The sequence below is a fragment of the Legionella cincinnatiensis genome (genome assembly GCF_900452415.1).
In the GTDB taxonomy this organism is placed as follows: Bacteria; Pseudomonadota; Gammaproteobacteria; order Legionellales; family Legionellaceae; genus Legionella; species Legionella cincinnatiensis.
Genome location: NZ_UGNX01000001.1, coordinates 2,938,640 through 2,962,336, shown reverse-complemented (window position 1 = coordinate 2,962,336; position 23,697 = coordinate 2,938,640). Strand labels below are relative to the sequence as shown.

Here is a 23,697-nt window from a genome sequence, read left to right as displayed (position 1 = left end):
GAGTTATATGGTTTAAATGAAATTTGGCGGGTATTATACAGTGATTCTCAGTAAGATTGCGAGTTTTGTGCAAAAAAGAGAAGGAATTTTATACTGATTTTAACTGTTTCATTGAATTTTCTTTTAAAAATTCAATGAAACGAAGCGCCATAAAAACACTTTCAATACAGCAAACACGCAAAAGATGCGGATCTAATGTCTAATCTTTATTTAATCGACGTTTGGCCGTGAAGTATTAGTATTGTCCTCAACGATATCTATGTCTTCTTCAGAAGAGAGTTTCGATTGGAAAAATGTTCCTTTTCCCTTTTGCTGGTTGAGTAAATAGAATGGAGCTAAACCACTATATAGAGAAGGGAAGGGGCGTTTTGTAAACGGTACTTCTTCAGCTTTTTGTTTTTTGAAGCTCTCAAACTCTAATTGGGTTTTTTCTAGTTCTGCTTGAGCATTTTTCAAATCACGATGCAATTCCTCAATAGTTTTTTCCTGTGTTTTATTGGTTTCCATAAGCTTTAATTTTTGAAGTGTTAGTGAGGATTTATCTGATTCTAAGCTTGATTTTTGGTGTGTTAAAGTAGATTTCTCCTCTTCTAACTGAGAAACTTGAAGTTTTAATGTAGATTTTTGTACCTCTAACTCAGATTTTTGGTGAGTGAGGGTAGATTTATCTTTTTCTAACCGAGATACTTGAAGCTTTAATGTAGATTTTTGCGCCTCTAACTCAGATTTTTGGTGAGTTAATATCGATTTATCGTCTTCTAACTGAGATATTTGTAGCTCTGATGTAGATTTTTGTTCCTCTAATTCAGTATTTTTATCCATTAAAGTAGATTTCTCATTCTCTAATTCAGATATTTGCAGCTTTAAGGTGGATTGTTGTTCCTCTAGTTCCAATTTTTGACGTGATAATATCGATTTATCGCTTTCTAATTGGGATACTTGCAGTTCTAATGTAGACTTCTGGCTTTCTAACTCAGATTTTTGTAACACCAAAGTGGATTGTTGAGACTCTAATTCAAATTTTTGATTTTTAAGTTCTGCAACGAGTAGGGCATTCTGATGTTCAAGACACAGAGCTGCTGCGATCTCTTTAATTTCGTCATCAGTATAGTCTATGGTTATGTGAAATCTACCTAGAACTTCGTCAAGAAGTATATCTCCTGAATTACAAAAATGGTTACCATAATAAGCATCGTTGATTAAACCATTTAAATCATCATAGGCTAAGGTTTTGTCGTCCAGGCTGCTGTAGGTTACTTTGTATGAGGTATTTTTATAAATTTTTAATAGCTGTCGACTATCAATAAAAAGCTGACTTATTTGTTGCTTCAATTTTTCTAGTTCTTCAGAAGTAAATGGAACTTTTCTATCAAGTTGTTCTTTTAGAAAAATAGTTTCTTTTAATATGAATGTAAGAAAGGGCTTACGATCAGGATATTTTTTGGTACATGCATCGATTAATCTTCCAAGTCTTTGGTCAAACTTGACTTCCGTATTTTGCATGATATCAATCGCATATCTACGAGATTTTTTTCTGAGTAGCGTTTGATCGCTTTCGACGATTAATTTAGTAACATCTTTTTGAGTGTCGTGATAGCGTACAATGATGGATGCCAAAGAATTGATTAAATCCTCTAATTTAGTCATGCGAATCTCCTTGTTAAAGCATAAATGTAAAATCCCCTTGCAAGTTGGTTTTTCACTATATTAAATGTTTTGATGAAGCGCAAGTTGGTTATCGAAGTAAAAATGATAATTGATAATTATTTGCAATAACTTAAAGGAGTAAAAAATAGTGTAATTTTTTAATAGGTTACGTTAAAATTTGCATGTACGCTACAAGGAATACCTCAATGCATGGAAGATTCAAAGGAATAAAGAACATACTTCAATTATTACAACCTCAGCATCGTTCAATTCTCGGAATAGACATAACATCCACAGCAGTCAAAATATTAGAAATCTCAAGTAAGACTGGTGAGCTTGTTATTGAGAGCTATGGCCATGCAATATTGCCACCCAATGCAATGGATGGGAATGTTATTAAGGATCTTGATGCAGTTTCCCAATGCATTAAAAAAATAGTTGGCCGTTTGCATACTCCATGTAAGCAAGCCGCTTTGGCTGTGCCAGATGCGGCAATCATCAGTAAAGTAGTGCAAATTAACGAAGACTTAAATGAGGAGGAGATGGAGGAGCTGATCGTTGCTGAGGCTGATAAATATATTCCTTATCCAATTGAGGAAATTAATCTTGATTTCGAAGTTTTAGGGCATTCTCGGAAAAATCCACATCTACTTGATGTACTTATTGTTGCTTCGCGAGCGGAAAATGTCAGCCAACGTGTTGGCGTAGCTGCAGCTGCGGGTTTAGATATTGTGGTAGTAGATGTTGAATCTTATGCAGTGGAGCGAGCAGCACAACGAATTGTTTTATCTTTACCCATACTTGGTAAAGATAAAACAATTGCTATTGTTGATATTGGAACATGTTATACCCATTTATTCGTATTGCATAGAATGAAATTAGTTTACTCCCGAGAAGAAAAATTTGGCGAGAAGCAATTAATTGGATCGATTGCTGAACGCTATAAAATGACTTTAGAAGAGGTAATGATTGCCAGGAATAAAAACGAATTACCTTCTAATTATGAAACAGAAGTTTTAGACCCTTTTAAAGAAAATATCTTGTTACAGATTAAGAGAACATTGCAGTTTTTTTATTCTACAAACCAAGCAGGAGATGTTGATCATATTCTATTGGCGGGAGGATTAGCTAGATTACCAGGCTTAGTTGGTTTAGTTAAAGACCAATTAGGAAAAACAGCCACTATTGCTAATCCACTTTCATATATGATCCCAAGCAAAAAGATACATTTGGATGCTATAAATAATGATGCACCTGCACTTATGGTTGCTTGTGGTCTAGCATTAAGAAATATAGAGTGACTCTATGGCTCAAATTAATCTTCTTCCTTGGCGTGAACAAAAGCGAGAGCGAGAAAAAAAGCGGTTCCTGGTTTTATTTTTCATAATTATAGCGCTTTCAGTAGTAATTGTGTTTTTAATTAATGCTTATGCCTCTAATTTAGTGAGTAATCAACTTGTTCGCAATCAGATGTTGCAAGATGAAATAACAGCTATGACTAACCAATTAAACAAAATTAAAAATTTGAAAAAAACTCGAGAAATATTCATTTCTAGAATGTTTATAGTTCAACATTTACAATCAATTCGAACAGTAATGGTTCATGTATTTGATGAATTAATTAACGTAATGCCTTCCGGAATTTATCTCACAAAGATAGAAGGAAAAAATGATATTCTTTCTGTCACTGGTTATACTGAATCGAATACCTACGTTTCAATTTTAATGAAAAATATAGAGAATAATGAATGGATTCATTCTCCTGTTCTGAGTGAAATTAAGAAGGAAAACAGGCACGAGTCTGCCAATAATGAATTTAAGTTAAATTTTGTGCTTGCACCTCAATTTCGGCTTGGAATTATACGATGAATTCCATTAATCTCAGTGAATTAACCTTGGAAAATGTAGGAAAATGGCCGCTAGTAGTAAAAATTGGAATTTTTTTAGGCACAAGTTTTTTAATTATTGCATTGGGATATTGGCTCATTATTCAAGATAATTTTACGCAGTTTGATACGCTAAAACAGCAAGAAACAACTTTAAAAGCAGATTTTGAAAACAAACAACACCACTTGTATAATTTACCTGTTTATCGTACTCAATTAAAGACTTTGGCTAACCGTTTTGCATTGATGCTTACGCAGCTCCCTGAAAAAAATGAAATGCCTGGTTTACTTGAAGAAATTTCTAAAACCGGAGTTGCATCAGGTTTAAGGTTTGAGTTATTTGCCCCTCAGCCAGAGGTAATTCATGATTTTTATATAGAATTACCTATAAAAATTTCAGTGACAGGGACTTATTTTCAATTAGTAATGTTTGTAAGTCGAGTTGCTGAAATGAGAAGGATTGTTACCTTACATGACTTTAGTATTGAAGGAGTATCTTCCAAAGATCATAAAGTTATTTCAGAGGATGAATTGGTGATGAATATTACCGCTAAAATATATCGATATCGCGTGTAATGATGAACAAAGGAATTTGTTGTGTCTGTTTCATATCTTTATTATTGGTTGGTTGCACCGATGATAATGGGGATTTAGCGAACTATATTAATGAGGTAAAACACAAGAAAACACGAGAAATTGAACCGCTTCCTTCATTTACCCCTTTGCCTTCTTTTAAATTTCCACATAATGGGAACAGGCGTAGCCCATTTAGGCCTATTTCTCAAAAAAAAGAGGTTGATGTAAATGCGCCTGATAAAAATAGGCCGAAGCACCCTTTGGAGGCTTTTCCTCTTGATGCATTAAAATTTGTAGGTACTTTGCAACAAGATAATGAAGTATGGGCCTTAATTGAGCTACCTAACCAGGGAATAACTCCAGTGCAAATCGGAGATTATATGGGACACAATTATGGTCGTATTGTGTCCATAAAGAATGATTCAATAGAGTTAATTGAAACAACTCAAAGTTCAGGAAAATGGAAAAAACATAGAACTAAAATTAAGTTATATACTGGGAAGTAGGAGCATAAGTGCGAAGAATAGTTGTTTTTTTAATTTTTATAGGAATGAGCTTAGGGATGGCTTTTGCCCAGAATAATTCTTTGATATCCGTAAAGGTGATTCCTTTACCGAAGGAGAAGTTGCGTATGGATTTTATATTTGCTCATCCGATTAAACAACAACCAGGGTGTTTTGTAACCGAAAATCCGGCACGTATTGTTGTAGATTTTGTTGATGCTCACTTACAGTTACCTACGAAGCAGAAAATCAAGAAAATTAAATTAGGTTCTCTGAATAATTATACCCTTGTAACTGTTGGCGCTCGTGTTCGAGCTGTTTTGGATTTAAATTACGCCGTGCCTTATTTAGGCTCGGTCTCAGGCAAAGTTTATACGATTGTTTTAAATGGAAAGAGCAAGGAAGTATTTCAAGCTCCTAAAGAGGTTTTGGCTACAAGCTACGAAATTATCCATTTTGATTTTCGAAGAGCTGAGCGCCAGGGTGGACGTACCGTAGTTGATGTTTCAAGTACCAGTATTCCAATTGATGTAGAAGAACATGACAAAGAAATTAGAGTTAAATTTTTAAATACTAAAGTGCCACAGAACTTAAGGAAACGCTTTGATGTTTCTGATTTTCACAGTCCGGTGAATCTGATTACCCTGCAACAGGAAGGTAAAAATGCGCGTATGACGTTATTGGGTGAACGATATTTTGGTCACAATATATATCAGGTTAACAAGCAATTCATGGTTGATGTATTTCCGTTGACCCAAGAAGAAATAGAACAGGAAAAACTTAAGAAACAGATATTTTCTGGAAAACGGATTTCTTTAAATTTTCAAAATATCAGCATACGATCGGTATTACAGTTACTTGCTGATTTCACAGGGATAAATATTGTTGCAAGTGACAGAGTTCAAGGTAATATCACTTTACGATTAAATAATATTCCCTGGGATCAAGCATTAGATATTATTTTAAAAACACAAGGCTTGGCAAAGCATCAAAATGGAAACGTGATGGTGATCGACACGCAAAAATCGTTTAATGACATGGAGGAGCAGCAACTTAAAAGTCAACATAAAATCCAAAGACTCGAACCAGTACGTTCTGAACTAATACAAATTAATTATGCCAAAGCTGCTGATCTCGCGATCTTAATTAAAGACAGGCAAAACTCACTTTTATCGGATAAGGGTAGAGTCAGTATCGATACACGTACTAATACGATATGGCTTCAAGATAATGGCAGTAGAGTAGATGAGATCAGAAAATTAATTAAACAATTAGATGTTCCTGTAAAACAAGTGCTGATTGAAGCTCGTATCGTGGAGGTGACTAAAGATTTTGCTCAAGATCTAGGTATTCGTTGGGGTGTTTCTAAGCCTCAACATTTAAGTGGTACTTTAGCTGGAGCAAATCAATTAGCGCAAGGAGCTGCTCCTGCAAATGTTACACCTTTTACAGATAGATTAAATTTGGATTTGATAGCAGCGCCTTTGACAAAGGCAAATCCGATTACAGTAGGTATTGCTTTAGCTCAGCTTGGTGATAATATTTTACTTGATTTGGAGCTTTCTGCTTTAGAAAGTGAAGGTCTTGCAGAGCTAATTTCCAGTCCAAGGTTGATTACAGCAAACCAGCAGCCCGCATTAATTGACTCGGGCCAGGAAATCCCTTATCAGCAATCAACTTCTAGTGGGGCAACTGCAGTATCATTTAAAAAAGCGGTATTGAGTTTAAAAGTAATTCCACAAATTACTCCTGATAATAAAATCCTTATGGATTTAAAGATTAATCAAGATATTGCATTACCTAATCAGACTTATAATGGAGTTCCAGCAATTGCAACTAAAGAAATTCAGACAAATGTTTTAGTGAGCAATGGAAAAACTATTGTATTGGGAGGGATTTATCAACAAGATAAGAGCAAGACGATTACTCGAGTGCCTTTTTTGGGCCAATTACCGGTAGTAGGAAATTTATTTAAAAATACACAAATTGGCATTAAAAATGATGAGCTACTTATTTTTATTACTCCTAAAATAATAGCTAATTCATTATCTATCACTACAATTGAAGGTCGAAATCTACTACGTTTTGATGAAAAATAAGGGAGTGCACTCTCAATTTAGAGATTAAGTTGTGGCTTCGATTTATAATTAAAGAAAATACTATTTAATTGATGACATAGGCTTATGTTTTTTAAGAAGGTGATATAATAGTAAATGATTAAAAGTAAATGGTTATAAAATATGTCCATTTGTTGTAGAATACTGTTCGAGAATTTTTACTACGAGAGGTACAATTAGGATTGAGTGTCAATAACCTCCTGTTTTTTGGCAATAATGATATCTCTGTATTGATGCCAAAGAGGGTTATTTAGAATCCAATCTGTGAATTAATGACTTTATAGTTTAAAGAGGTATGTAATAAAAAATGAGCATAGTTAAAGTACGAAATATTTTTCTCATCGGGCCTATGGGTGCTGGTAAAAGCACAATAGGTCGTGCTTTGGCAAAGGAGCTCAAGTTAGAATTTTTTGATTCGGATGAAGTTATAGAGGAACGTGCTGGTGCTGATATATCATGGATTTTTGATATTGAAGGTGAGGAAGGTTTCAGGCGTCGTGAACAAAAAGTTATTGATGAGTTAACTCAAAAAACCAACATTGTTTTAGCAACTGGCGGTGGTGTGGTAATCACTCCTGAAAACAGAAATGCCCTAGCAGGGCGTGGAACCGTAATCTATCTTAAGACTTCGTTACAGCAACAGTTTGAAAGAACTAAGCGAGATACTAAGCGTCCTTTACTGCAAACAAATGATCTTGAAGGAAGATTAGAATCATTAAGAGATGAGCGAGAGCCTTTTTACAATGAGTTAGCTGATGTCAGTTTTGAAACTGATAAGTTAACGGTTAAAGCAGTTGCAAATAATATAATAAAATATATTTATGGCGAACTTTGAAGTTTATAAGCAGGTTGATGTTTGTTTAACCGAACATCAGTACCCTGTTATTATTTGTCGAAATGGCTTGCAAAATTTGAATTTTTTGCAAACATTGGTGATTTCTTCACAGGTTTTGATTGTTACGAATCAAACCATTGCTTCACTTTATTTAAAAAAAATACAAGCTGCTTTTGCTGCAATTCAATGCGATGTGGTGATTTTAGAAGATGGTGAGCAATATAAGAATCAGCAAAGTTTATTTGCGATTTATGATGCGTTAATACAAAACAAACATCATAGGGATACTACGCTTATCGCTTTAGGCGGGGGTGTGGTGGGTGATATAACAGGATTTGCAGCCTCAACTTACCAACGAGGGGTGAAGTTTATACAAATACCGACTACTTTATTAGCGCAAATCGATGCGTCAATTGGTGGAAAAACTGGAATTAATCATCCTTTAGGTAAAAACATGGTTGGTAGTTTTTATCAACCCCAAGCAGTAGTTATTGATTTAGCTACCTTAAGCTCGCTTCCAGAAAGAGAATTTCGTGCAGGAATTGCTGAGATGATCAAGTACGGACTACTTGCTGGAGGAGAGTTTTACAAGCAGTTATTTGCCGCATTGCAAATGGGATTAACTGCTGATAACCCGCAATTACCTCAATTAATCGCAACATGTTGCAAAATTAAAGCTGAATTTGTTCAAAACGACGAAAAAGAATCAGGTCAACGTGCATTACTCAATCTTGGCCATACTTTTGCTCATGCTTTAGAGGCGTATACCCATTATCAACAATGGCTGCATGGCGAAGCAGTTGCAATAGGTATCTATTGCGCGGCGGTTTTGTCTTATAAAATGAAATTGATCAATGAGCAATTGGTAGAGCAAATTGAGCAAATATTAGCATGTGCTGGTTTGCCTCATAAAATTCCAAGCACTATAAATCTAAAAAAACTTATAGATTTAATGCGATTGGATAAAAAAGTTAAAAATAATCGCTTACGCTTTATCTTAATTAAAAGTCCTGGTAGTTGTTATCTCGAGGCTAGAATCACAGAAGATAGTTTGTATCATGCACTTGCTACGGCTGTAGGAGGAGAATAAAAATGACAGAGGGAATGATTCAGTCTGAAGCAAAGGCTGAAACCGAACCAAGAGTATTGTTTAAACCTGGATCTTGGCTGGCAAAAATTGACTTCATTAATCATTTGATTCTTTTTAACAATGTGCTCGTTACTGTATTATCTGAAAAAGAAGGGGGTAAAACCTCCTTTGGTACTTTATTACAGAATAATCTGGATCAACAAATTAAATCAGCTTCCATAGTGATTAAACCTCCTTATCATAAAGAAAACCTGATAAAAGATATTGCAACTCAATTACAGCTTAACCCCGATGAAAATACGGATATAATTTCAATAGTAAGACAAATTAACGAGCAAAAGTCACATGTATTGTTGTTGATTGATGATGCGCAGTATTTGCCTGACGATTTAATCGAGGAGATATTGTTTGCAATAAAAAGCCAAGAAAATTATAGTTTTTTTCATTTATGTTTTCTCTCAGATTATTCAATAGTTGCATCGCTCAATCATTTAAGAGCCTCTTTGAGCGATAGTTTTATTCATACTATAGAATTAGGGACATTAAATGAAAGTGAGGCAAGAACTTATGTATTACAGCGTGCGATGGCATCGCATCTAATTAGTAAGCCTCTGAGTGATGCTCAATTTCAACAATTTTATCAATTAACTAAGGGTAATTTAGCAAAAATCAATAATGATTTGGAAGCGTTTGTAAATCAATGTACTCCTCCTAAGAAAAAAGACGTGTTCAAGAGGGTAAAAACAGCAGGAATTGCTGCAGGTACGATAGTTGTAGCTGGTTTTTTGGGATTTTATTTATCTCAGGCGTTTCATTTTTTACCTTCTCAGGACAGCATAGCTACTCCTCCTGCTCATAGCGAAGAGATACAAACTATTGTAATGAAGCTACCCGAATTGCCTGAAAAATTAGAGAGTTATATTGCTTCTTGGCAGGATTCTTCTACTCGTCAATTGGTTTACTCTTCCTTACCCAAAAAGGAAGCTTTCGAGGATCCAGATGATGAAATGCTCAGTGACACTAAGGCAATTGTAGATAAGGTTGTTGTTATCCCCAAATTACCTGCAAACAATCTGCTTGCCGAAAAACATCAAATGCCCGCCAAACATGTTGGGGAAGCGAAACGGAAGAAAGTTTCATCAAAAAAACAAATTAAATTGGCTAAATCCCCAGCCAAAAAAACTACTCCTAAATTAGCTACTAATCTCTATACAATCCAATTAACTGCCAGTCATGATAAAAAGCACATTGAATATTTTCGTAAGACGAATAAATTGCTTGCCCAAAATGCTAAATTAAGACGTGTTACTAATTCACAAGGTGTGTGGTATGTACTTACTTTAGGAGAATATCAAAATAAAGTTCAAGCACAGCACCGCGTCAGCAAGTTGCCAACAAGTTTAGCAAAATTGCATCCTTGGGTTAGACCAGTATCTAGTTTTGGATAAAACAATTTATCCCTGAATTAAACCCAACTTGGATCGTAAACATTCACAGGTATGTTATTTTTTAGCGTCAGAATAGAAAACAGGTGCCCTTGCGAACGAGGTGAAGCAATCCAGTTCAAATCCTCAATATGACATTGTTCTGCTTTGCTTCATCAAGGCTCGCAACGACAAAATAAACATACTCGTGAACACTTGTCTTGGATCAACTTCTTTTGTTTGTCTTTTAATCCTAATTTAAAAATTTTGGAAAAATTCAGATTCGAGTCCTGGTTGGATCAAAATGACTCTCAAAAGCGTGACATAGAGGACCATATAAGTATTTGGAGAGTATTTTATTCAAGATAGATCGCCAAGTAAGTTTCAGAATTGATTAAAACTCTTGGTCTATAAAAGATACTTTAGTAACTGATGATGAACGATTTGCGTACTATTTTGCAAGCTTACTATGAAGCTCATCCTGCCACGATCACCCTCCAAAAAAATGGCCATAGTCATGAGTTAATCCTACCTATGGCATGGAATGACTTTACATCCCTTAATTTAGACCCAATACAAACCGCGCAAGCCTTCACAGCTTACTATCAAAACAAAGCGCATACTGCTTGGCGTTATCTCTCGAAGCCCAATTACTGGATGCATAAGCATGCCAGTTATGTCTACACCAACGATAGTCATACCGAGAGTTGGTCCACATTTGAAGAATACAAGTCGCTCATTAGCCTTCTGTATTTGGCTGTTATCGATAAAGACACCCCATGTATTGATGACTACACTTTGGAAACTCGTCTGGAACATTTTATCGATGAACTGGCTCACATAGGACGTGCGCACAATTGGGATCAAAGTAGATATAACCAAAACAATCACCTTGAACAATACGATGATCTGGAAGGAGATCGCCCTAGCTGCTATTCTGGGATAAAGCGTAGGCTTTTTCAAGCAGTCCTCGGGCACCCGTTGCTGAAGTTAGTTACAGGGGAAGTCATTAAAGCAGAAATCAATGAGTTTCTGGTGGCACATTTCAAAAAAGCAATTAATTCAAGCAATGGTGATGTCATTAAAGAAGCTTGGGATAAAAGCATTGATGGGGAGGTATTGAGCGCAAAAGATACGAATAATACAAAGCCTTAATGTTAGTTCAGAACAACAGCAAGATTTTAAAAACTACCTGTCCAAAAAATATGATTCTTTTTTTGCAACCAATCTAATCCTCATTAATCTGGTGGATAAAGCTTTTGAATTAACGCCAACTATAACATCCCATTTATTTAAGCATGGCGGATTAATGATGGAATTTTTTGATAAGCTGCAAGTTTCGGAAGTACCAGTGGAACATTTTGCCCAGAATCTTAATCGGTTGTTCGCAACGAGAGCTTCCAAGCTCGAAATGATGAGACACCTTTATCCTCGCTAACACCTAGGTAAAAGATAGGATATGATTTCAAGAGGGAATAGAGTCTCTCTGTGCCGATACTCTATTTATTAGGATGGCAATTTTTGTGAAATTTGTTCAATACGCTCTTCGGCATCTGCATAAATTTTCTTGAAGATATCAAAAAAATTGTCCATAGACAGTTTTTCCAAAGAATAGGCCGTAACACCTTGTGGTGTAGTCACACCTTCTCGTAAGTGCGCAAAAGAGCGACCGGATTTTTTTGCTAATTCTGCGGCACCAAATAGAGATTCCAAGGAAATTTTTTCTGCGAGCTCTGCGGAAATCCCTCTACTCATTGCTGCATTTTGCAATGCTTCTAAAAATAGAAAAATATAAGCCGGTGCGCAACCAATAGGCGCTGTAAGGGTGTCTATCATGGATTCTTGATCGACCCAAAATGTATAACCCACATTGTTAAAAAGAGTTTCAATCAATAATTTTTGTTCGGATGTGGTTGATGGGCTGGCAAATAATGCTGATGTTCCTTTGCAAAATTCGCTTGGGGTGTTCGTCATGACTCGAATAACTCCTAGTGCCTTATTGTTAAGCCATCGAGAAATGCTATCTATGTCTATGACACCTGCTAAAGAAATAATTATAGGATTTTTGTTCTGAATTGTTGGAGCAATTTCTTGACAAACATCTTGTATAAATTGAGGTTTTACTGCAAGAATAATAATCTCCGCATCTTGAACTGCCTGAGTATTTGTGGGTGTAGATAAGACACCTAATTCTTTAGCTAATTGCTCTGATTTATGGGAGTTACGATTGCTAAGGGTGAGCAAATTTGTTGGGTATCCGCTTTTAATAAGACCCCGTGCAAATGCACAACCTAAGTGGCCTGTGCCTATAATAGAAGTAGCTTTGTTTTTAATCATATTGGCTTATATTTTTATCTTTTTGAAAAGATACAAGAGGAACATGTTGATGTCAAGATTCCATAGGGGACAAAATGGAAACAACAGCTCTTTCGTGTATTTTAAATTTTTTTCAAATGATTTGATCTAAATAAAAACTGCTTTGGGTTTACGTTAGCCATAACAATAAACCCAATCTGGTTAAAATATTAGTTAATCCACTTATTTTGTCGAATTATTTCCTTAGAGCTTTCAACCCCAGGTTGATCAAATGAATTGATATTCCAGATAATGCCTTGTACGAAAATCTTATGTTCATATAAAGAAATTAAAGAGCCTAGAGTCTTTGGTGAGCAATCTCTTAATGAAAGAAGATTTACTGGCATTTGCCCAGCTATATCACTATGAGGATTATCCGTTGGGTTTCCTCCTTTGGTGAGTACTTCTTTATGGGCCCGACATATTTTGTTAATTACATTATCTTCGTAGGTCTGAACACTAATTAAATCAGCTGCTACTTTATGGGTTCCTTGGCATAAAAGTTGATAATAACTATGTTGGGCGTGATTACCTAAACCGCCCCAAATAATAGGGCCAGTTGCGTAATCTACTTTTCGTCCTTGTTTATTGATTGATTTTCCATTACTTTCCATATCAAGCTGTTGCAGATAAGAAACAAAATGTTGGAGATCTTGGGCATAAGTCATCAACAGTAAATTATTCGTATTTAAAAAATTAATATTCCATATGCCAAGTAATGCCAATAATACAGGCAGATTATCGGCAAAATTCACAGTACGAAAATGAATATCCATTTCATGCGCGCCAAAGATGATTTCAGAAAAATGGTCGTAACCAATTGCAATACAGGAAATCAAATTAATTGCAGAGAAGAAAGAGTAGCGCCCACCCACCCAATCCCATATGGGAAGAATTGTACTAAAACCCATTTCCTGCGCTTTTTTTACATTGGCAGTCACTGCAATAAAGTGTTTTTCAAGATGCTGCTGCACCTTAACCCATTTCAATGCTTGTTGGTAATGAGCTAAAGTTTCTGGAGTAGTAAATGATTTTGAGGAAATGATAAACAGCGTGGTTTCTGGATTCAGTGTTGCTGTAACACGTTGAAAAGCCTGAGGGTCTAGGTCAGAAATAAAATGGAATCGCAATTGATTCGTTACTAAATCACTGAGTGAATGAATACAAAAGAAAGGACCAAGCATGGAACCACCAATACCAATGTTAATGACATCAGTGATCGGTTTTCCAGAATAACCAAGCCATTCTTTGTTTCTGATTTTAGTTGAAATCTCATACATTTGTTTTCGAGCATTAATGACTTCAGGAACAATGTTCTGTTGATTAACCCATATTCTTTCACTTTCTGGGACGCGAAGTGCTGTATGTAAAGCAGGTCTGTTTTCTGTATTGTTTATAGGCTTTCCACTCATTAAAGCATCTATATGTTCAGAGAGCTGACATTCATTGGCAAGGTCAAAAAGAGTATCCATAATTGTAGAATTTACCTGTTGCCCACTGTAATCCAAAGTAATATGAGCAGCAGATTTAGGATGATTTTTTATTTCAACATTCGCTCCATTATCTCTTTTTGCAAGTTTTTCGAGCTTTTTCCAAGCGTTTTTTTGTGTAAGTTGTTCCATAACATTCCTATTTAAACTTCATTAATTATTGCGCTGTAAGCCATTTGGAAAAGCTCTCACCTTCGATTGGGTGTATTTTTCCTAAATCTACGTTCGCTTTTAGAAATCCAAGTACGCTACCACAATCATAACGTTTTCCCTCATAGGTGCAAGCTAAAACTGTTTCTTTTTGGAGCAAACCATTAATTGCATCAGTAAGTTGAATTTCTTTATGCTCTTTATGGGGTAAGGCTCTGATTTGGTCAAAAATACCTGGCGTAAGAACATAACGTCCGACTATAGCTGTATTAGATGAAACTTGGTGTGATTTCGGTTTTTCTATCAAATGATGTATATTCAAAATGTTATCGTGCCATGGAACACCTTGAATAATTCCATAACATTCGGTTAATTCTTTAGGTACATTTTCTACTGCTATAATACTATGACCGTATGTCTCATATAATTGGATTAATTGTTTGATAACCGGTATTTGCCCAGTCATTAAATCATCAGCCAGAATTATTGCAAATGCATCATTACCTACGATTTTCTCGGCACATAAAATGGCATGTCCTAAACCAAGAGGCTTTGCTTGGCGAACATAAAAACACTCCATATCCGGAGGTGTAACGGATTGGACTATAGATAAGAGTTCATTTTTATCATGGTTTCTTAATTCATTTTCCAGTTGATAGGCGAGATCAAAATGATCTTCGATGGCTGTTTTGTTATGACAAGTGACAAAAATCATTTCGCGTATGCCCGCAGCATAGGCTTCTTCAACAGCATATTGAATTAAGGGTTTATTCACTACAGTTAACATTTCTTTAGGTGCTGCTTTTGTTGCAGGTAAAAATCGTGTCCCTAAACCAGCTACAGGAAATACAGCTTTTCTTATGGAAGAAAATGTTGAATTCATTGTTAATTCATCCATTCAATAACAATTGTTTAAGTATGCACTGAAAATTATTTGATTTATAGACTTTTTGCAAGACAATTAGCGTTATGGTTTTTTCAGATAAGGTTGTTTTTGATGTATTCATTAGATTGGTCACGAGTTTATGGTCTACCGAAGTCCCGCGCAGTTTTTAAAAATACTCCAGAAGATTTTCAAGTGAATGAATTTTTTGATAGTCCATTTACTGGTCAAGGAGAACATATTCTCCTTAAAATTGAAAAAAGAGGTTTAACCACAGAGGAAGTTGTTAAATCATTGGCAAAATTACTGCACAAGCCAATAAAATCCATTGGTTATGCTGGATTAAAAGACAGGCAGGCGCTGACGACACAATGGTTAAGTATTCATGCCCCCGGAGAAATCATCCCAGAAATTGAACATTATGCTGCTTCAGGTTGGCGAGTTTTAGAATGCACTCGTCATCATAAAAAATTAAGACCAGGATTTTTAACCGGCAATCAATTTGTGATATGTTTGCGAGAAGTTTCTCATTTAGAGGCTTTGCAGCAACGTATCGCGCAAATTAAAGAATTTGGTGTTCCAAATTATTTTGGCGAGCAACGATTTGGTCGTGAAGCAGGAAATTTATCTAAAGCCGAAGAAATGTTGGTGCATGGCCGTAAAGTTAAGGATCGATTTTTAAAGGGCATCTATAGTTCTGCTGCACGCTCATGGCTTTATAATTTAATTTTATCCCAACGTGTTATAGAGAATTGTTGGAATACACCCCTTCCTGGTGATGTGATACAGCTTAGTGGTTCCAATAGTATTTTTGTTATTGATGAGGTTAGTGAGGAGCTGTTGCAACGTATCAGAGATAAAGATATTTCTCCTGCAAGTCCTTTGCCAGGAATAAGCAAACAGAAAGCAAGAGATAAGGCTTTAGAATTAATCAATAAAATTTATACCAATTGGCAATCATGGTTGAATGGTTTGGTGCTTTTGGGATTAGAGGAGGCTTGGCGAGCAAATATTCTGCATGTGGAACAACTTAAATGTATCATTCAGAACAATCTAGTGGAGCTGTCTTTTGTTCTTCCTGCCGGTTCTTATGCAACAGCGGTATTGCGGGAATTATGTTATTACCAAGATAAATAGTAGATAATTTTGGATACCTGGCGACTTTATAAATTTTTTATATCGGGTTGGCATTAATCTAAGGTGAGTTTAAGATAAAGGAGCTTTTTATAGCCAGTCTTTGCTTTGAACCGTTCGGGTTGAGGAGGCATTTATGCCGTCTCGAAGCCTTGACACAGAACTTGAAAATTCGTGCGAAGGCCTCAAGAGAGAGCTATGCACTTCCAGTCCGAACGGGTCGAAGTAAATTCACCGCTTATACGATACTCACATTAATCTAAAGCAATTACTTCTATTTTATTTTTACCTTTCTTCTTTGCTTGATACAAAGCTTCATCAGCACAAGTAATGAGTTTTTCAACTTGAAGATTGTAATTTGATTTTATCCATGCAAGGCCCATACTCAAAGTTATTTGCCTCATAATCGTCTCTTCTTGGGGTTTATTTTGATTGAATTTATTATTAAATGAATCGCAAAGAGCCAAAGACTCTTTAATCGATTGATTGACAAGAATGATTGAAAACTCATCTCCTCCAATGCGACAAATGAAGTCATTCGAGCGACGAAAAGAACTTTTTAATAATTCTGAGATGTAAATTAAAAAATGATCTCCATAAGGATGCCCTAAATTATCATTTATCAATTTAAAATTATCTACGTCGATTGATATCAAAACAAGTGAGTAGTGATTACGCTGCGCTATACTCCATTCTGTTTTTAAAATTGACTCAAAATAACGCTTATTGTACAGCCCCGTTAATGGGTCTGTTATGGATAATTGATGCAGGTCATCAATTAATACTTGTTTTTCTCTTGATAACCGAAAAACCCTGTTTAGCAATAAATTATTAATTTTTGCAGAGGTGAAAAGCATAATTACAAAAAGTAAAAACATAGTAGCTAGTATGGCTCTATCTAATTCAAATGTTAAATAGTTATAGGTAATGATGGGTAAAAACATGGGTAATATATAGGCATAATAAGCGGGTAGATAAACTGATAACGGGGCAATTGCTCCAGCACTCATTCCACCTAATACTAAAATAATGATAAATTCTTGAAGTGTAGAAATATGATCCAGCACAAGCAAATAACAAGCTCCCCATATAGCTCCCATAAGAAAAGTCAAGACAACAAAAATCGTTAGAATTTTAGGAATCATATACAGACGTTTTATCATGACATAACGACAAAAAATCCATCGGATGATGCTGTTTACGATAATAAATAAAATCCAGATAATTAATTGAAGAGGTGCTTTATTGTGGAGAAGATCTAAAGTTAATAATAAAGCCAAAATTACATTAAAAGGTATAGCCCTAAGTGCTCCTTCAAAAAGAAATATCATTTCTTCTTCATAAGAGAAAGGCAATTTAAATCCTTAATTTCAATCCATTGTAAATTGAGTATAGCGTACGAGCGTTTTGCGGGTTCGATAGGCAAGATATGAAGCCCATAAACCCTGTCTTTGGCAAAAGCAGGAGATGGCATCCTCTTAGTTTTTTTATTCCGTGTATTCATTTAATGCATTGAGGAATTGACTTCCATAACGAGTTAATTTGTGTTGTCCAACACCAGGTACACTCAGTAATTGTTCCATATTTTGAGGTTTTATTTCAGTCATTGCATGTAGGGTTGCATCGCTAAAAATCATAAAGGGCGGTTTGTTTTCTTCGTCAGCAAGTTTACGTCTTAAAACACGTAGCATTTCAAATAAAGGACTATTTGTAGATTGAATAGACCGTCGCTCTTTGTTTTTCTTTTTATCATTCTTAGGCTCCTTGTTAGGCAGAGTTAAAAAAATCTTTTCCTCACCTTTAAGCAATGGAATAGCCTTAGGTGTTAATTTCAGCACATTAAAATGATTCATGTCTTGTATACAATATTCCTTATGAATAAGTTGCCAAGCAAGTTGTTTCCAATAATGGATGGATTTGTCTTTGCCAATGCTGAAGGTGCTTAGTTGCTCATGACCGTATTGCTTTATTTTATCGGAAGTGCTGCCCCGTAATACATCTATGGTGTGCATTAAGCCATAATTTTGGCGTAATCGATAAATACACGATAGAAATTTTTGTGCATCTTCAGTTGCATCAGTGGTTATAGGTGGATTATCACATACATCACAATATTCGCATTTTGTCTCAGAGGACTCATCAAAATAACGTAATAAAATTTGACGACGACAATGTGATGCTTCGGCAAAAGCAAGCATATGATTCAGTTTATTGGTTTCGACATATCGTTGCTCATCAATAGGGTTATTCACAATCCAAGAGCGAAGTCGGGCACTATCTGCTGCATCATAAAGCAAAAGCGTCTGGGCAGGTAATCCATCCCTTCCAGCACGGCCGGTTTCTTGATAATAAGCTTCTATATTTTTAGGTAAATCATAATGCACTACAAAACGGACATTGGGTTTATCGATCCCCATTCCAAAGGCGATTGTGGCCACTACGATGTCGATGCGATCGTATCTAAATAAAGTTTGCACCTCTTTGCGTTCATCGTGAGAAAGTCCGGCATGGTAAGCACGGGCTTTGAAACCCATGGTTTGTAATTTTTCGACTAGATTTTCTACACTATTACGTGTTCCACAATAAATAATTCCTGATTGTTGTTCCACTGAGAGTAAAAACTGATTTAATTGTTTTAGCGCATAAGTTTTGGGCACTACTTTATAATGAATATTAGGGCGGTTGAATGAAGCAATGTATTTATTGGGTACATAGTTGAGTTTGGCTACAATGTCCTGACGAGTTTGTCTATCTGCAGTTGCAGTTAAAGCAACAATTGGAACATCAGAAAATTGAGTTTTTAAAACACCTAAAGCAGCATATTCAGGACGAAAATCATGTCCCCATTGAGAGATGCAATGCGCTTCATCTATTGCAAATAGAGCGATATTGCATTCCTTTAATCGTTCTAAAAACGATATATTGATAAGACGCTCAGGGGCAATGTACAGTAAGTCCAACTCACCATGATGCAGCTGACTTAATACATTTTTTGCTTCTTTACTGGTTAAAGAAGAATTATAGTAAGCAGCACGGATTCCCTGTAAGCGCAGAGCGGTTACTTGATCTTCCATGAGTGCAATTAATGGAGAAACAACAATACCAACACCTGGCCTTATTAGAGCAGGTATTTGATAACATAGTGATTTTCCTCCACCAGTAGGCATTAAAACGAGAACATCATTGCCAACAAGGACATCATTGATGATTTCTTCTTGGGGTGTTCGAAAGGAATCAAAACCAAAATACTCTTTGAGTACTGATAAAGTATTGCGAGTTATAGGGGCTACAATAGTTTCCATGTGCTTATTCTTATTTTTTTCTTACAAGCGCCAAAGAATTACAGTGATATACTGTGCGCAGTATATCATCATGGTTTGGAAATAAAAGTACTCTCTTTTATGTAAAAACGAAGTAATTTTTCTGCCCAATCTTTTGCATAATGAACACCAATTCGTGATTTTTCAACAATTGTAAAAGTTTGAGGGGAACCTGATTCAGCAATGTAAAGAGTATCACTCGTTAGATCATGTTGGTTCAGTTGCTTATCAATATGCATTGCTTTTGATAATAACCCTGGGCCTTGCGTTTTTCCCTGGATGTTTTTAATGGGTTCGAGGGCACGTAGTAAGATTGCTGAGCCTGTGCCTTCAGTTTCTGTAACCACATTAGTGCAATAATACATCCCATAGATTAAATAAACATAGGCAAAGCCAGCGGGACCAAACATCACTTTTGTTCTTGAGGTAAGACCCTTAGAGGAATGACAAGCGAGATCATGTTGTCCTAAATAAGCCTCGACTTCGACAATTTTTCCTATATATTCTATTCCATCTTTATGATGGATAAGGTATTTGCCTAGAAGAGCTTTGGCCACAATAATTGTGTCGCGCTCATAAAACGTTCTGGGTAATTTTTGGAACATATCTCTTTCATGGATGATAAAAATTCGCAATAATAGTACATTTGAAACCACTTTTCTAAGGATAGTTTTATGGATTTTAAATTCACGGCTGAGCATTTGGCTTTCAGAGAGATGGCGGCTGATTTTGCTCGTGAGAAATTAGCGCCTATGGCAGATAATTGGGATGAGCATGATTATTTTCCCATTACGGTCTTGCGTGAAGCAGCGGCTTTAGGAATGGCGGGGATGATGGCGCGAGAGGATATTGGTGGAGCGCAATTAACACGTTTGGATTCTGCTTTGTTGTTTGAGCAATTGGCAACAGGCTGTATAAGCACGAGTGCTTATCTTTCGATTCATAACATGGTCACCTCTTTAGTGGATCGATATGCTCACTCGAACTTACGAACTCAGTGGGGCCCAAAATTAACTGCAATGGAAGTATTAGCGAGTTATTGCTTAACGGAGCCTGAATCAGGCTCGGATGCTGCTTCTTTAAAAACTAAAGCGATAAAGGATGGAGATTATTACGTTCTTAATGGCTCAAAAGCGTTTATTTCGGGTGGTTCAGTGAGTGATGTTTATTTGTGTATGGTTCGTACTGGTGATGAATCGCATCACGGAATAAGTTGTTTGCTCATTGAAAAAGATACTCCGGGTTTGAGTTTCGGCAAATTAGAAAAAAAAATGGGTTGGTGTTCTCAACCTACGTGCATTGTTTATTTTGAAAATTGTCGTGTACCCATTGCTAACCGAGTTGGTGATGAAGGCATGGGATTTAAAATTGCACTCAATGCATTAAATGGTGGGCGAATTAATATCGCATCCTGTTCCTTAGGAGGGGCTCTTGCTTGTTTGCGATTGACTCAAGCATACATGCATGAGCGGAAACAATTTGGAAAACCTCTTTCGGAAATGCAGGCATTGCGTTTTTACTTTGCAGATATGCTCACTGATTATGAGGCAGCACGATTAATGGTTTATCGAGCAGCAAATGCTATGGATAAAAATGATCCTAATGTCCCAATGTATTGTGCTATGGCTAAGCGTTTTGCCACAGATGTTGCATTTCGTATTAGTGATAAAGCAATGCAAATACATGGCGGATATGGCTATTTACGTGATTATCAGATTGAGCGAATCTTTAGGGATTTACGAGTTCATCAAATTCTTGAAGGTACTAATGAAATTATGCGGGAAATTGTAGCTAAAGCGACTTTAGATGAGGAGCACTTTTTGTGCTAATAAAAAAGGAGTGAGTTTATGAATTTAATAGAACAAGAATTAGATAATCAGGGAATTTTGACGTTAACTTTAAATAGACCCGAAAAATTGAATGCTTTAAGTAGCGAAGTATTAGATGCCTTAGTGGAGTCATTTAGTTATGCGAGAACAAACTCAAAAGTTAAAGCATTAATGATCACAGGAAATGGAAAAGCTTTTTGTGCAGGGGCTGATATTAGCCGACTTGCGGAATGTACTGCCCAAACTGGATATGAGTTTGCATGTCGAGGACAGGAAGTATTTAGACTTTTGGAAACTCTAGGAAAACCTTCCTTAGCAGCAGTAAATGGATTTGCATTTGGTGGCGGATGCGAGTTAGCTATTTCTGCAACAATGAGAATTGCTTCAGTTAAGGCACAATTTGGCCAGCCTGAAGTAAAGCTTGGGGTTATTCCTGGTTATGGTGGCACCCAACGTTTAGCACGATTAATCGGCAAAGGGCGTGCTTTGGATTTATGTTTAACTGGTCGATTTATTCAGGCAGAAACTGCGTTACAGTGGGGCTTAGTGAGTGAGGTTGTTGAGCCTGAGGCCTTGTTAGAAAAAGGAAAAAACATATTACAGGGAATTTTAAGTATGGCGCCACTCGCGATAGCAAGTGTTATGGAAGTGATTGATCATGGTTATGATTTGGCTTTGGCCGATGCATTACATTTAGAAGCAATTCATTTTGCAAAAGTCTGCGCTTCTCAGGATAAGCAAGAAGGAGTTGCTGCATTTTTAGAGAAACGAGTAGCAAAGTTTGAAGGAAAATGATCATGACTGATGAAGTACTTTTTACCCAAGAAGGTTCATTGGGCGTCATTACTTTAAATAGACCTGGTGCCCTTAATGCCCTGACGTTAACAATGATTCTTAAAATGCAAAGACAATTAAGTCTTTGGAAAGAAGATGAGACTGTTCATGCTGTAGTGGTGCGTGCGGGGCCTGGAAATGCTTTTTGTGCTGGTGGAGATATACGTTCACTTTATTTTTCTGGGCAAGTAAATGATGCAGAACAAATGCAATTCTTTTGGCATGAGTATCGGTTAAATCATTTTATTCATCATCTTAGTAAACCTTATATTTCTTTAATTGATGGTATTGTCATGGGAGGAGGAGTAGGAATTTCCATGCACGGTAGTCATCCCATAGCCAGTGAGCGTTTGGTATTTGCTATGCCTGAGACAAGCATTGGTTTTTTTCCTGATATTGGGGCAAGCTATTTATTGACACGATGCCCTGGATCTTTAGGTATTTATTTAGGTTTGACGGGTAATCGACTAGGTGCGTTGGATGCGATGAAGGCCGGTTTAGTCAAAAAAATAGTATCTTCAGAACAAATGCCTGTTTTGTTTGATGCATTAATGAATGAAGACTTATCAAAGGATGCATTTGAACGTGTGGATCGATGTTTGCAGGATTTTGCTAGGGTTTCTTCTGCAGAAGAAGTAAGTCAGCCTTTAATTAATGTTTGTTTTGCACATCCGACCGTTGAAATGATTCGTGAGTCTTTACAAAATGCAGAAGGGGAATGGGCTAAAGATGTTGATGCTACTTTAGCAAAGAAGTCTCCTTTAAGTTTGAAAGTCACTTTAGCTCAATTGCAAAAAGCAAAGGGATTAACTTTAGCGCAATGCTTGCAAATGGATTATGACATCGTGAGTCATTTTATGCATGGGAATGATTTTTATGAAGGAGTAAGGGCTTTGTTAATTGATAAAGATAAGAATCCTAAATGGAGTCCTGCTCGTCTTGATTTGGTAACAGAAGATATAGTCCAAGCTTACTTTGAACGTTCACATTCTGCTTTAGAATGGGTGTAACAGATCTCATTTTCTTTAAATGATTTGGACGGTGTTGTGCATGAAACACCGTTCTAGATTTTACTTTTAAGTTATGCTTGCAGAACCTTAGGATGATGTATAATTTATTTTGGGGGAATAGCAGTCATTTAGTTGTGAACTATCATATTGAAGCTGTTCATACTTTTCTTTTACTTTACTATGCACTGTAGTACCCACTTGATATACCCCTGAAGCAATAGCTGCGGTAGCCATTGCAGCAGTCCCTGATTGAATTGCTATTTTGGTCGGTTGAGCGAAAAATCCTATAAAACGCAGCATATTTATTCCTTAAAAAGTTTATAAAAAAGTTAATGTGAAATCTAAATTACCATGTTTTAAAAAAAGAGTACACTGTTTAACCATAGAAATCTATTATAAAAATAGATGACATTCTATGTGGTTTTTTTAGTGTATTTGCCTATTAATTTATAGTACGTTTTTAAAGAAAAAGGAAAACTATTTTAATGTTTCTGTTCGATATAAAAATAAGAATTTTTATATCGAACAGCGTTTCTTTAGGGATAAATGTTACACACCCTTATCTTCGCTAGGGATAAGCTTTATGAGATAAACTCGATTAGTGTTATAAAAAA

21 protein-coding genes are annotated in these 23,697 nt (G+C 36.1%); 13 read left to right on the top strand and 8 right to left on the bottom strand.

The window, feature by feature from the left end:
• Positions 1-210: 210 nt before the first annotated feature.
• Positions 211-1,647, bottom strand: a complete 1,437-nt coding sequence (locus DYH34_RS13225; RefSeq protein WP_058464591.1) for a coiled-coil domain-containing protein — start codon at positions 1,645-1,647, stop codon at positions 211-213.
• 236 nt (positions 1,648-1,883) lie between these two features.
• On the opposite strand from DYH34_RS13225, the gene pilM reads away from it, so the two are divergent.
• The 9 genes from pilM to DYH34_RS18100 all read left to right on the top strand — a co-directional run bounded on the left by pilM (position 1,884) and on the right by DYH34_RS18100 (position 11,233).
• Positions 1,884-2,948 carry a type IV pilus assembly protein PilM gene (gene pilM, locus DYH34_RS13220; RefSeq protein WP_058464661.1) on the top strand — a complete coding sequence of 355 codons (1,065 nt, stop codon included), beginning with the start codon at positions 1,884-1,886 and terminating at the stop codon, positions 2,946-2,948.
• A 4-nt stretch (positions 2,949-2,952) separates the two neighbouring features.
• Positions 2,953-3,516: a PilN domain-containing protein gene (locus DYH34_RS13215; protein WP_058464592.1), complete on the top strand. Its 564-nt coding sequence runs from the start codon at positions 2,953-2,955 to the stop codon at positions 3,514-3,516.
• Positions 3,513-4,109: a type IV pilus inner membrane component PilO gene (locus tag DYH34_RS13210; protein WP_058464593.1), complete on the top strand. Its 597-nt coding sequence runs from the start codon at positions 3,513-3,515 to the stop codon at positions 4,107-4,109. Before DYH34_RS13215 ends, DYH34_RS13210 begins: the two co-directional genes overlap by 4 nt.
• Entirely contained in the window at positions 4,109-4,615 is a 507-nt protein-coding gene (locus DYH34_RS13205; RefSeq protein WP_058464594.1) for a pilus assembly protein PilP, read from the top strand. The genes DYH34_RS13210 and DYH34_RS13205 overlap by 1 nt, the downstream gene beginning before the upstream one ends.
• Positions 4,616-4,623: 8 nt before the next feature.
• Complete coding sequence (locus DYH34_RS13200; RefSeq protein ID WP_058464595.1) at positions 4,624-6,711, top strand: type IV pilus secretin PilQ; 2,088 nt, start codon at positions 4,624-4,626, stop codon at positions 6,709-6,711.
• 325 nt (positions 6,712-7,036) lie between these two features.
• Positions 7,037-7,564, top strand: a complete 528-nt coding sequence (aroK, locus tag DYH34_RS13195; RefSeq protein WP_003632469.1) for a shikimate kinase AroK — start codon at positions 7,037-7,039, stop codon at positions 7,562-7,564.
• Positions 7,551-8,654, top strand: coding sequence for a 3-dehydroquinate synthase (aroB, locus tag DYH34_RS13190; protein ID WP_058464596.1), 1,104 nt, complete (start codon positions 7,551-7,553; stop codon positions 8,652-8,654). Before aroK ends, aroB begins: the two co-directional genes overlap by 14 nt.
• A 2-nt stretch (positions 8,655-8,656) precedes the next feature.
• Positions 8,657-10,102: an AAA family ATPase gene (locus DYH34_RS13185; protein WP_058464597.1), complete on the top strand. Its 1,446-nt coding sequence runs from the start codon at positions 8,657-8,659 to the stop codon at positions 10,100-10,102.
• Positions 10,103-10,513: 411 nt separating this feature from the next.
• Positions 10,514-11,233 (top strand): hypothetical protein, encoded by a 720-nt coding sequence (locus DYH34_RS18100; protein WP_058464598.1) that lies wholly within the window; start codon positions 10,514-10,516, stop codon positions 11,231-11,233.
• A 351-nt stretch (positions 11,234-11,584) separates the two neighbouring features.
• Here the strand turns inward: DYH34_RS18100 and proC are convergent, their stop codons facing one another.
• The 3 genes from proC to galU form a co-directional block, all read right to left on the bottom strand.
• Positions 11,585-12,415, bottom strand: coding sequence for a pyrroline-5-carboxylate reductase (gene proC, locus DYH34_RS13170; protein WP_058464599.1), 831 nt, complete (start codon positions 12,413-12,415; stop codon positions 11,585-11,587).
• Positions 12,416-12,603: 188 nt separating this feature from the next.
• Positions 12,604-14,055 (bottom strand): glucose-6-phosphate isomerase, encoded by a 1,452-nt coding sequence (gene pgi, locus DYH34_RS13165; RefSeq protein ID WP_058464600.1) that lies wholly within the window; start codon positions 14,053-14,055, stop codon positions 12,604-12,606.
• A 25-nt stretch (positions 14,056-14,080) separates the two neighbouring features.
• Positions 14,081-14,956, bottom strand: coding sequence for a UTP--glucose-1-phosphate uridylyltransferase GalU (galU, locus tag DYH34_RS13160; protein WP_058464601.1), 876 nt, complete (start codon positions 14,954-14,956; stop codon positions 14,081-14,083).
• Positions 14,957-15,070: 114 nt separating this feature from the next.
• Here galU and truD point away from each other — a divergent pair, with 114 nt between their 5' ends.
• Positions 15,071-16,093 (top strand): tRNA pseudouridine(13) synthase TruD, encoded by a 1,023-nt coding sequence (gene truD, locus DYH34_RS13155; RefSeq protein WP_058464602.1) that lies wholly within the window; start codon positions 15,071-15,073, stop codon positions 16,091-16,093.
• A 251-nt stretch (positions 16,094-16,344) separates the two neighbouring features.
• Here truD and DYH34_RS13150 read toward each other — a convergent pair whose 3' ends face one another.
• From DYH34_RS13150 to DYH34_RS13140, 3 genes are all read right to left on the bottom strand, one after another.
• Entirely contained in the window at positions 16,345-17,445 is a 1,101-nt protein-coding gene (locus DYH34_RS13150) for a GGDEF domain-containing protein (protein WP_058464603.1), read from the bottom strand.
• Positions 17,446-17,577: 132 nt separating this feature from the next.
• A complete protein-coding gene (recQ, locus tag DYH34_RS13145) occupies positions 17,578-19,392 on the bottom strand; it encodes a DNA helicase RecQ (RefSeq protein WP_058464604.1) in 1,815 nt (604 codons plus the stop codon).
• 68 nt (positions 19,393-19,460) lie between these two features.
• A complete protein-coding gene (locus DYH34_RS13140) occupies positions 19,461-20,015 on the bottom strand; it encodes a DNA-3-methyladenine glycosylase (RefSeq protein WP_058464605.1) in 555 nt (184 codons plus the stop codon).
• A 69-nt stretch (positions 20,016-20,084) separates the two neighbouring features.
• Here DYH34_RS13140 and DYH34_RS13135 point away from each other — a divergent pair, with 69 nt between their 5' ends.
• The 3 genes from DYH34_RS13135 to DYH34_RS13125 are packed head-to-tail and all read left to right on the top strand — an operon-like array spanning position 20,085 to position 23,083.
• Positions 20,085-21,239, top strand: coding sequence for an acyl-CoA dehydrogenase family protein (locus tag DYH34_RS13135; RefSeq protein WP_058464606.1), 1,155 nt, complete (start codon positions 20,085-20,087; stop codon positions 21,237-21,239).
• An 18-nt stretch (positions 21,240-21,257) separates the two neighbouring features.
• Positions 21,258-22,034 carry an enoyl-CoA hydratase/isomerase family protein gene (locus tag DYH34_RS13130; protein ID WP_058464607.1) on the top strand — a complete coding sequence of 259 codons (777 nt, stop codon included), beginning with the start codon at positions 21,258-21,260 and terminating at the stop codon, positions 22,032-22,034.
• A 2-nt stretch (positions 22,035-22,036) separates the two neighbouring features.
• Positions 22,037-23,083 (top strand): enoyl-CoA hydratase/isomerase family protein, encoded by a 1,047-nt coding sequence (locus DYH34_RS13125; protein WP_058464608.1) that lies wholly within the window; start codon positions 22,037-22,039, stop codon positions 23,081-23,083.
• A gap of 87 nt (positions 23,084-23,170) precedes the next feature.
• Here the strand turns inward: DYH34_RS13125 and DYH34_RS13120 are convergent, their stop codons facing one another.
• Positions 23,171-23,383 (bottom strand): hypothetical protein, encoded by a 213-nt coding sequence (locus tag DYH34_RS13120; protein ID WP_058464609.1) that lies wholly within the window; start codon positions 23,381-23,383, stop codon positions 23,171-23,173.
• Between the last annotated feature and the right edge of the window lie 314 nt (positions 23,384-23,697).

Coding starts and splice junctions, on each gene's coding strand:
- DYH34_RS13225 (WP_058464591.1), bottom strand. CDS start 1,647: ATGACTAAATTAGAGGATTTAATCAATTCTTTGGCATCCATCATTGTA.
- DYH34_RS13215 (WP_058464592.1), top strand. CDS start 2,953: ATGGCTCAAATTAATCTTCTTCCTTGGCGTGAACAAAAGCGAGAGCGA.
- DYH34_RS13210 (WP_058464593.1), top strand. CDS start 3,513: ATGAATTCCATTAATCTCAGTGAATTAACCTTGGAAAATGTAGGAAAA.
- DYH34_RS13205 (WP_058464594.1), top strand. CDS start 4,109: ATGATGAACAAAGGAATTTGTTGTGTCTGTTTCATATCTTTATTATTG.
- aroK (WP_003632469.1), top strand. CDS start 7,037: ATGAGCATAGTTAAAGTACGAAATATTTTTCTCATCGGGCCTATGGGT.
- aroB (WP_058464596.1), top strand. CDS start 7,551: ATGGCGAACTTTGAAGTTTATAAGCAGGTTGATGTTTGTTTAACCGAA.
- DYH34_RS13185 (WP_058464597.1), top strand. CDS start 8,657: ATGACAGAGGGAATGATTCAGTCTGAAGCAAAGGCTGAAACCGAACCA.
- DYH34_RS18100 (WP_058464598.1), top strand. CDS start 10,514: ATGAACGATTTGCGTACTATTTTGCAAGCTTACTATGAAGCTCATCCT.
- proC (WP_058464599.1), bottom strand. CDS start 12,415: ATGATTAAAAACAAAGCTACTTCTATTATAGGCACAGGCCACTTAGGT.
- pgi (WP_058464600.1), bottom strand. CDS start 14,055: ATGGAACAACTTACACAAAAAAACGCTTGGAAAAAGCTCGAAAAACTT.
- galU (WP_058464601.1), bottom strand. CDS start 14,956: ATGAATTCAACATTTTCTTCCATAAGAAAAGCTGTATTTCCTGTAGCT.
- truD (WP_058464602.1), top strand. CDS start 15,071: ATGTATTCATTAGATTGGTCACGAGTTTATGGTCTACCGAAGTCCCGC.
- recQ (WP_058464604.1), bottom strand. CDS start 19,392: ATGGAAACTATTGTAGCCCCTATAACTCGCAATACTTTATCAGTACTC.
- DYH34_RS13140 (WP_058464605.1), bottom strand. CDS start 20,015: ATGTTCCAAAAATTACCCAGAACGTTTTATGAGCGCGACACAATTATT.
- DYH34_RS13135 (WP_058464606.1), top strand. CDS start 20,085: ATGGATTTTAAATTCACGGCTGAGCATTTGGCTTTCAGAGAGATGGCG.
- DYH34_RS13130 (WP_058464607.1), top strand. CDS start 21,258: ATGAATTTAATAGAACAAGAATTAGATAATCAGGGAATTTTGACGTTA.
- DYH34_RS13125 (WP_058464608.1), top strand. CDS start 22,037: ATGACTGATGAAGTACTTTTTACCCAAGAAGGTTCATTGGGCGTCATT.
- DYH34_RS13120 (WP_058464609.1), bottom strand. CDS start 23,383: ATGCTGCGTTTTATAGGATTTTTCGCTCAACCGACCAAAATAGCAATT.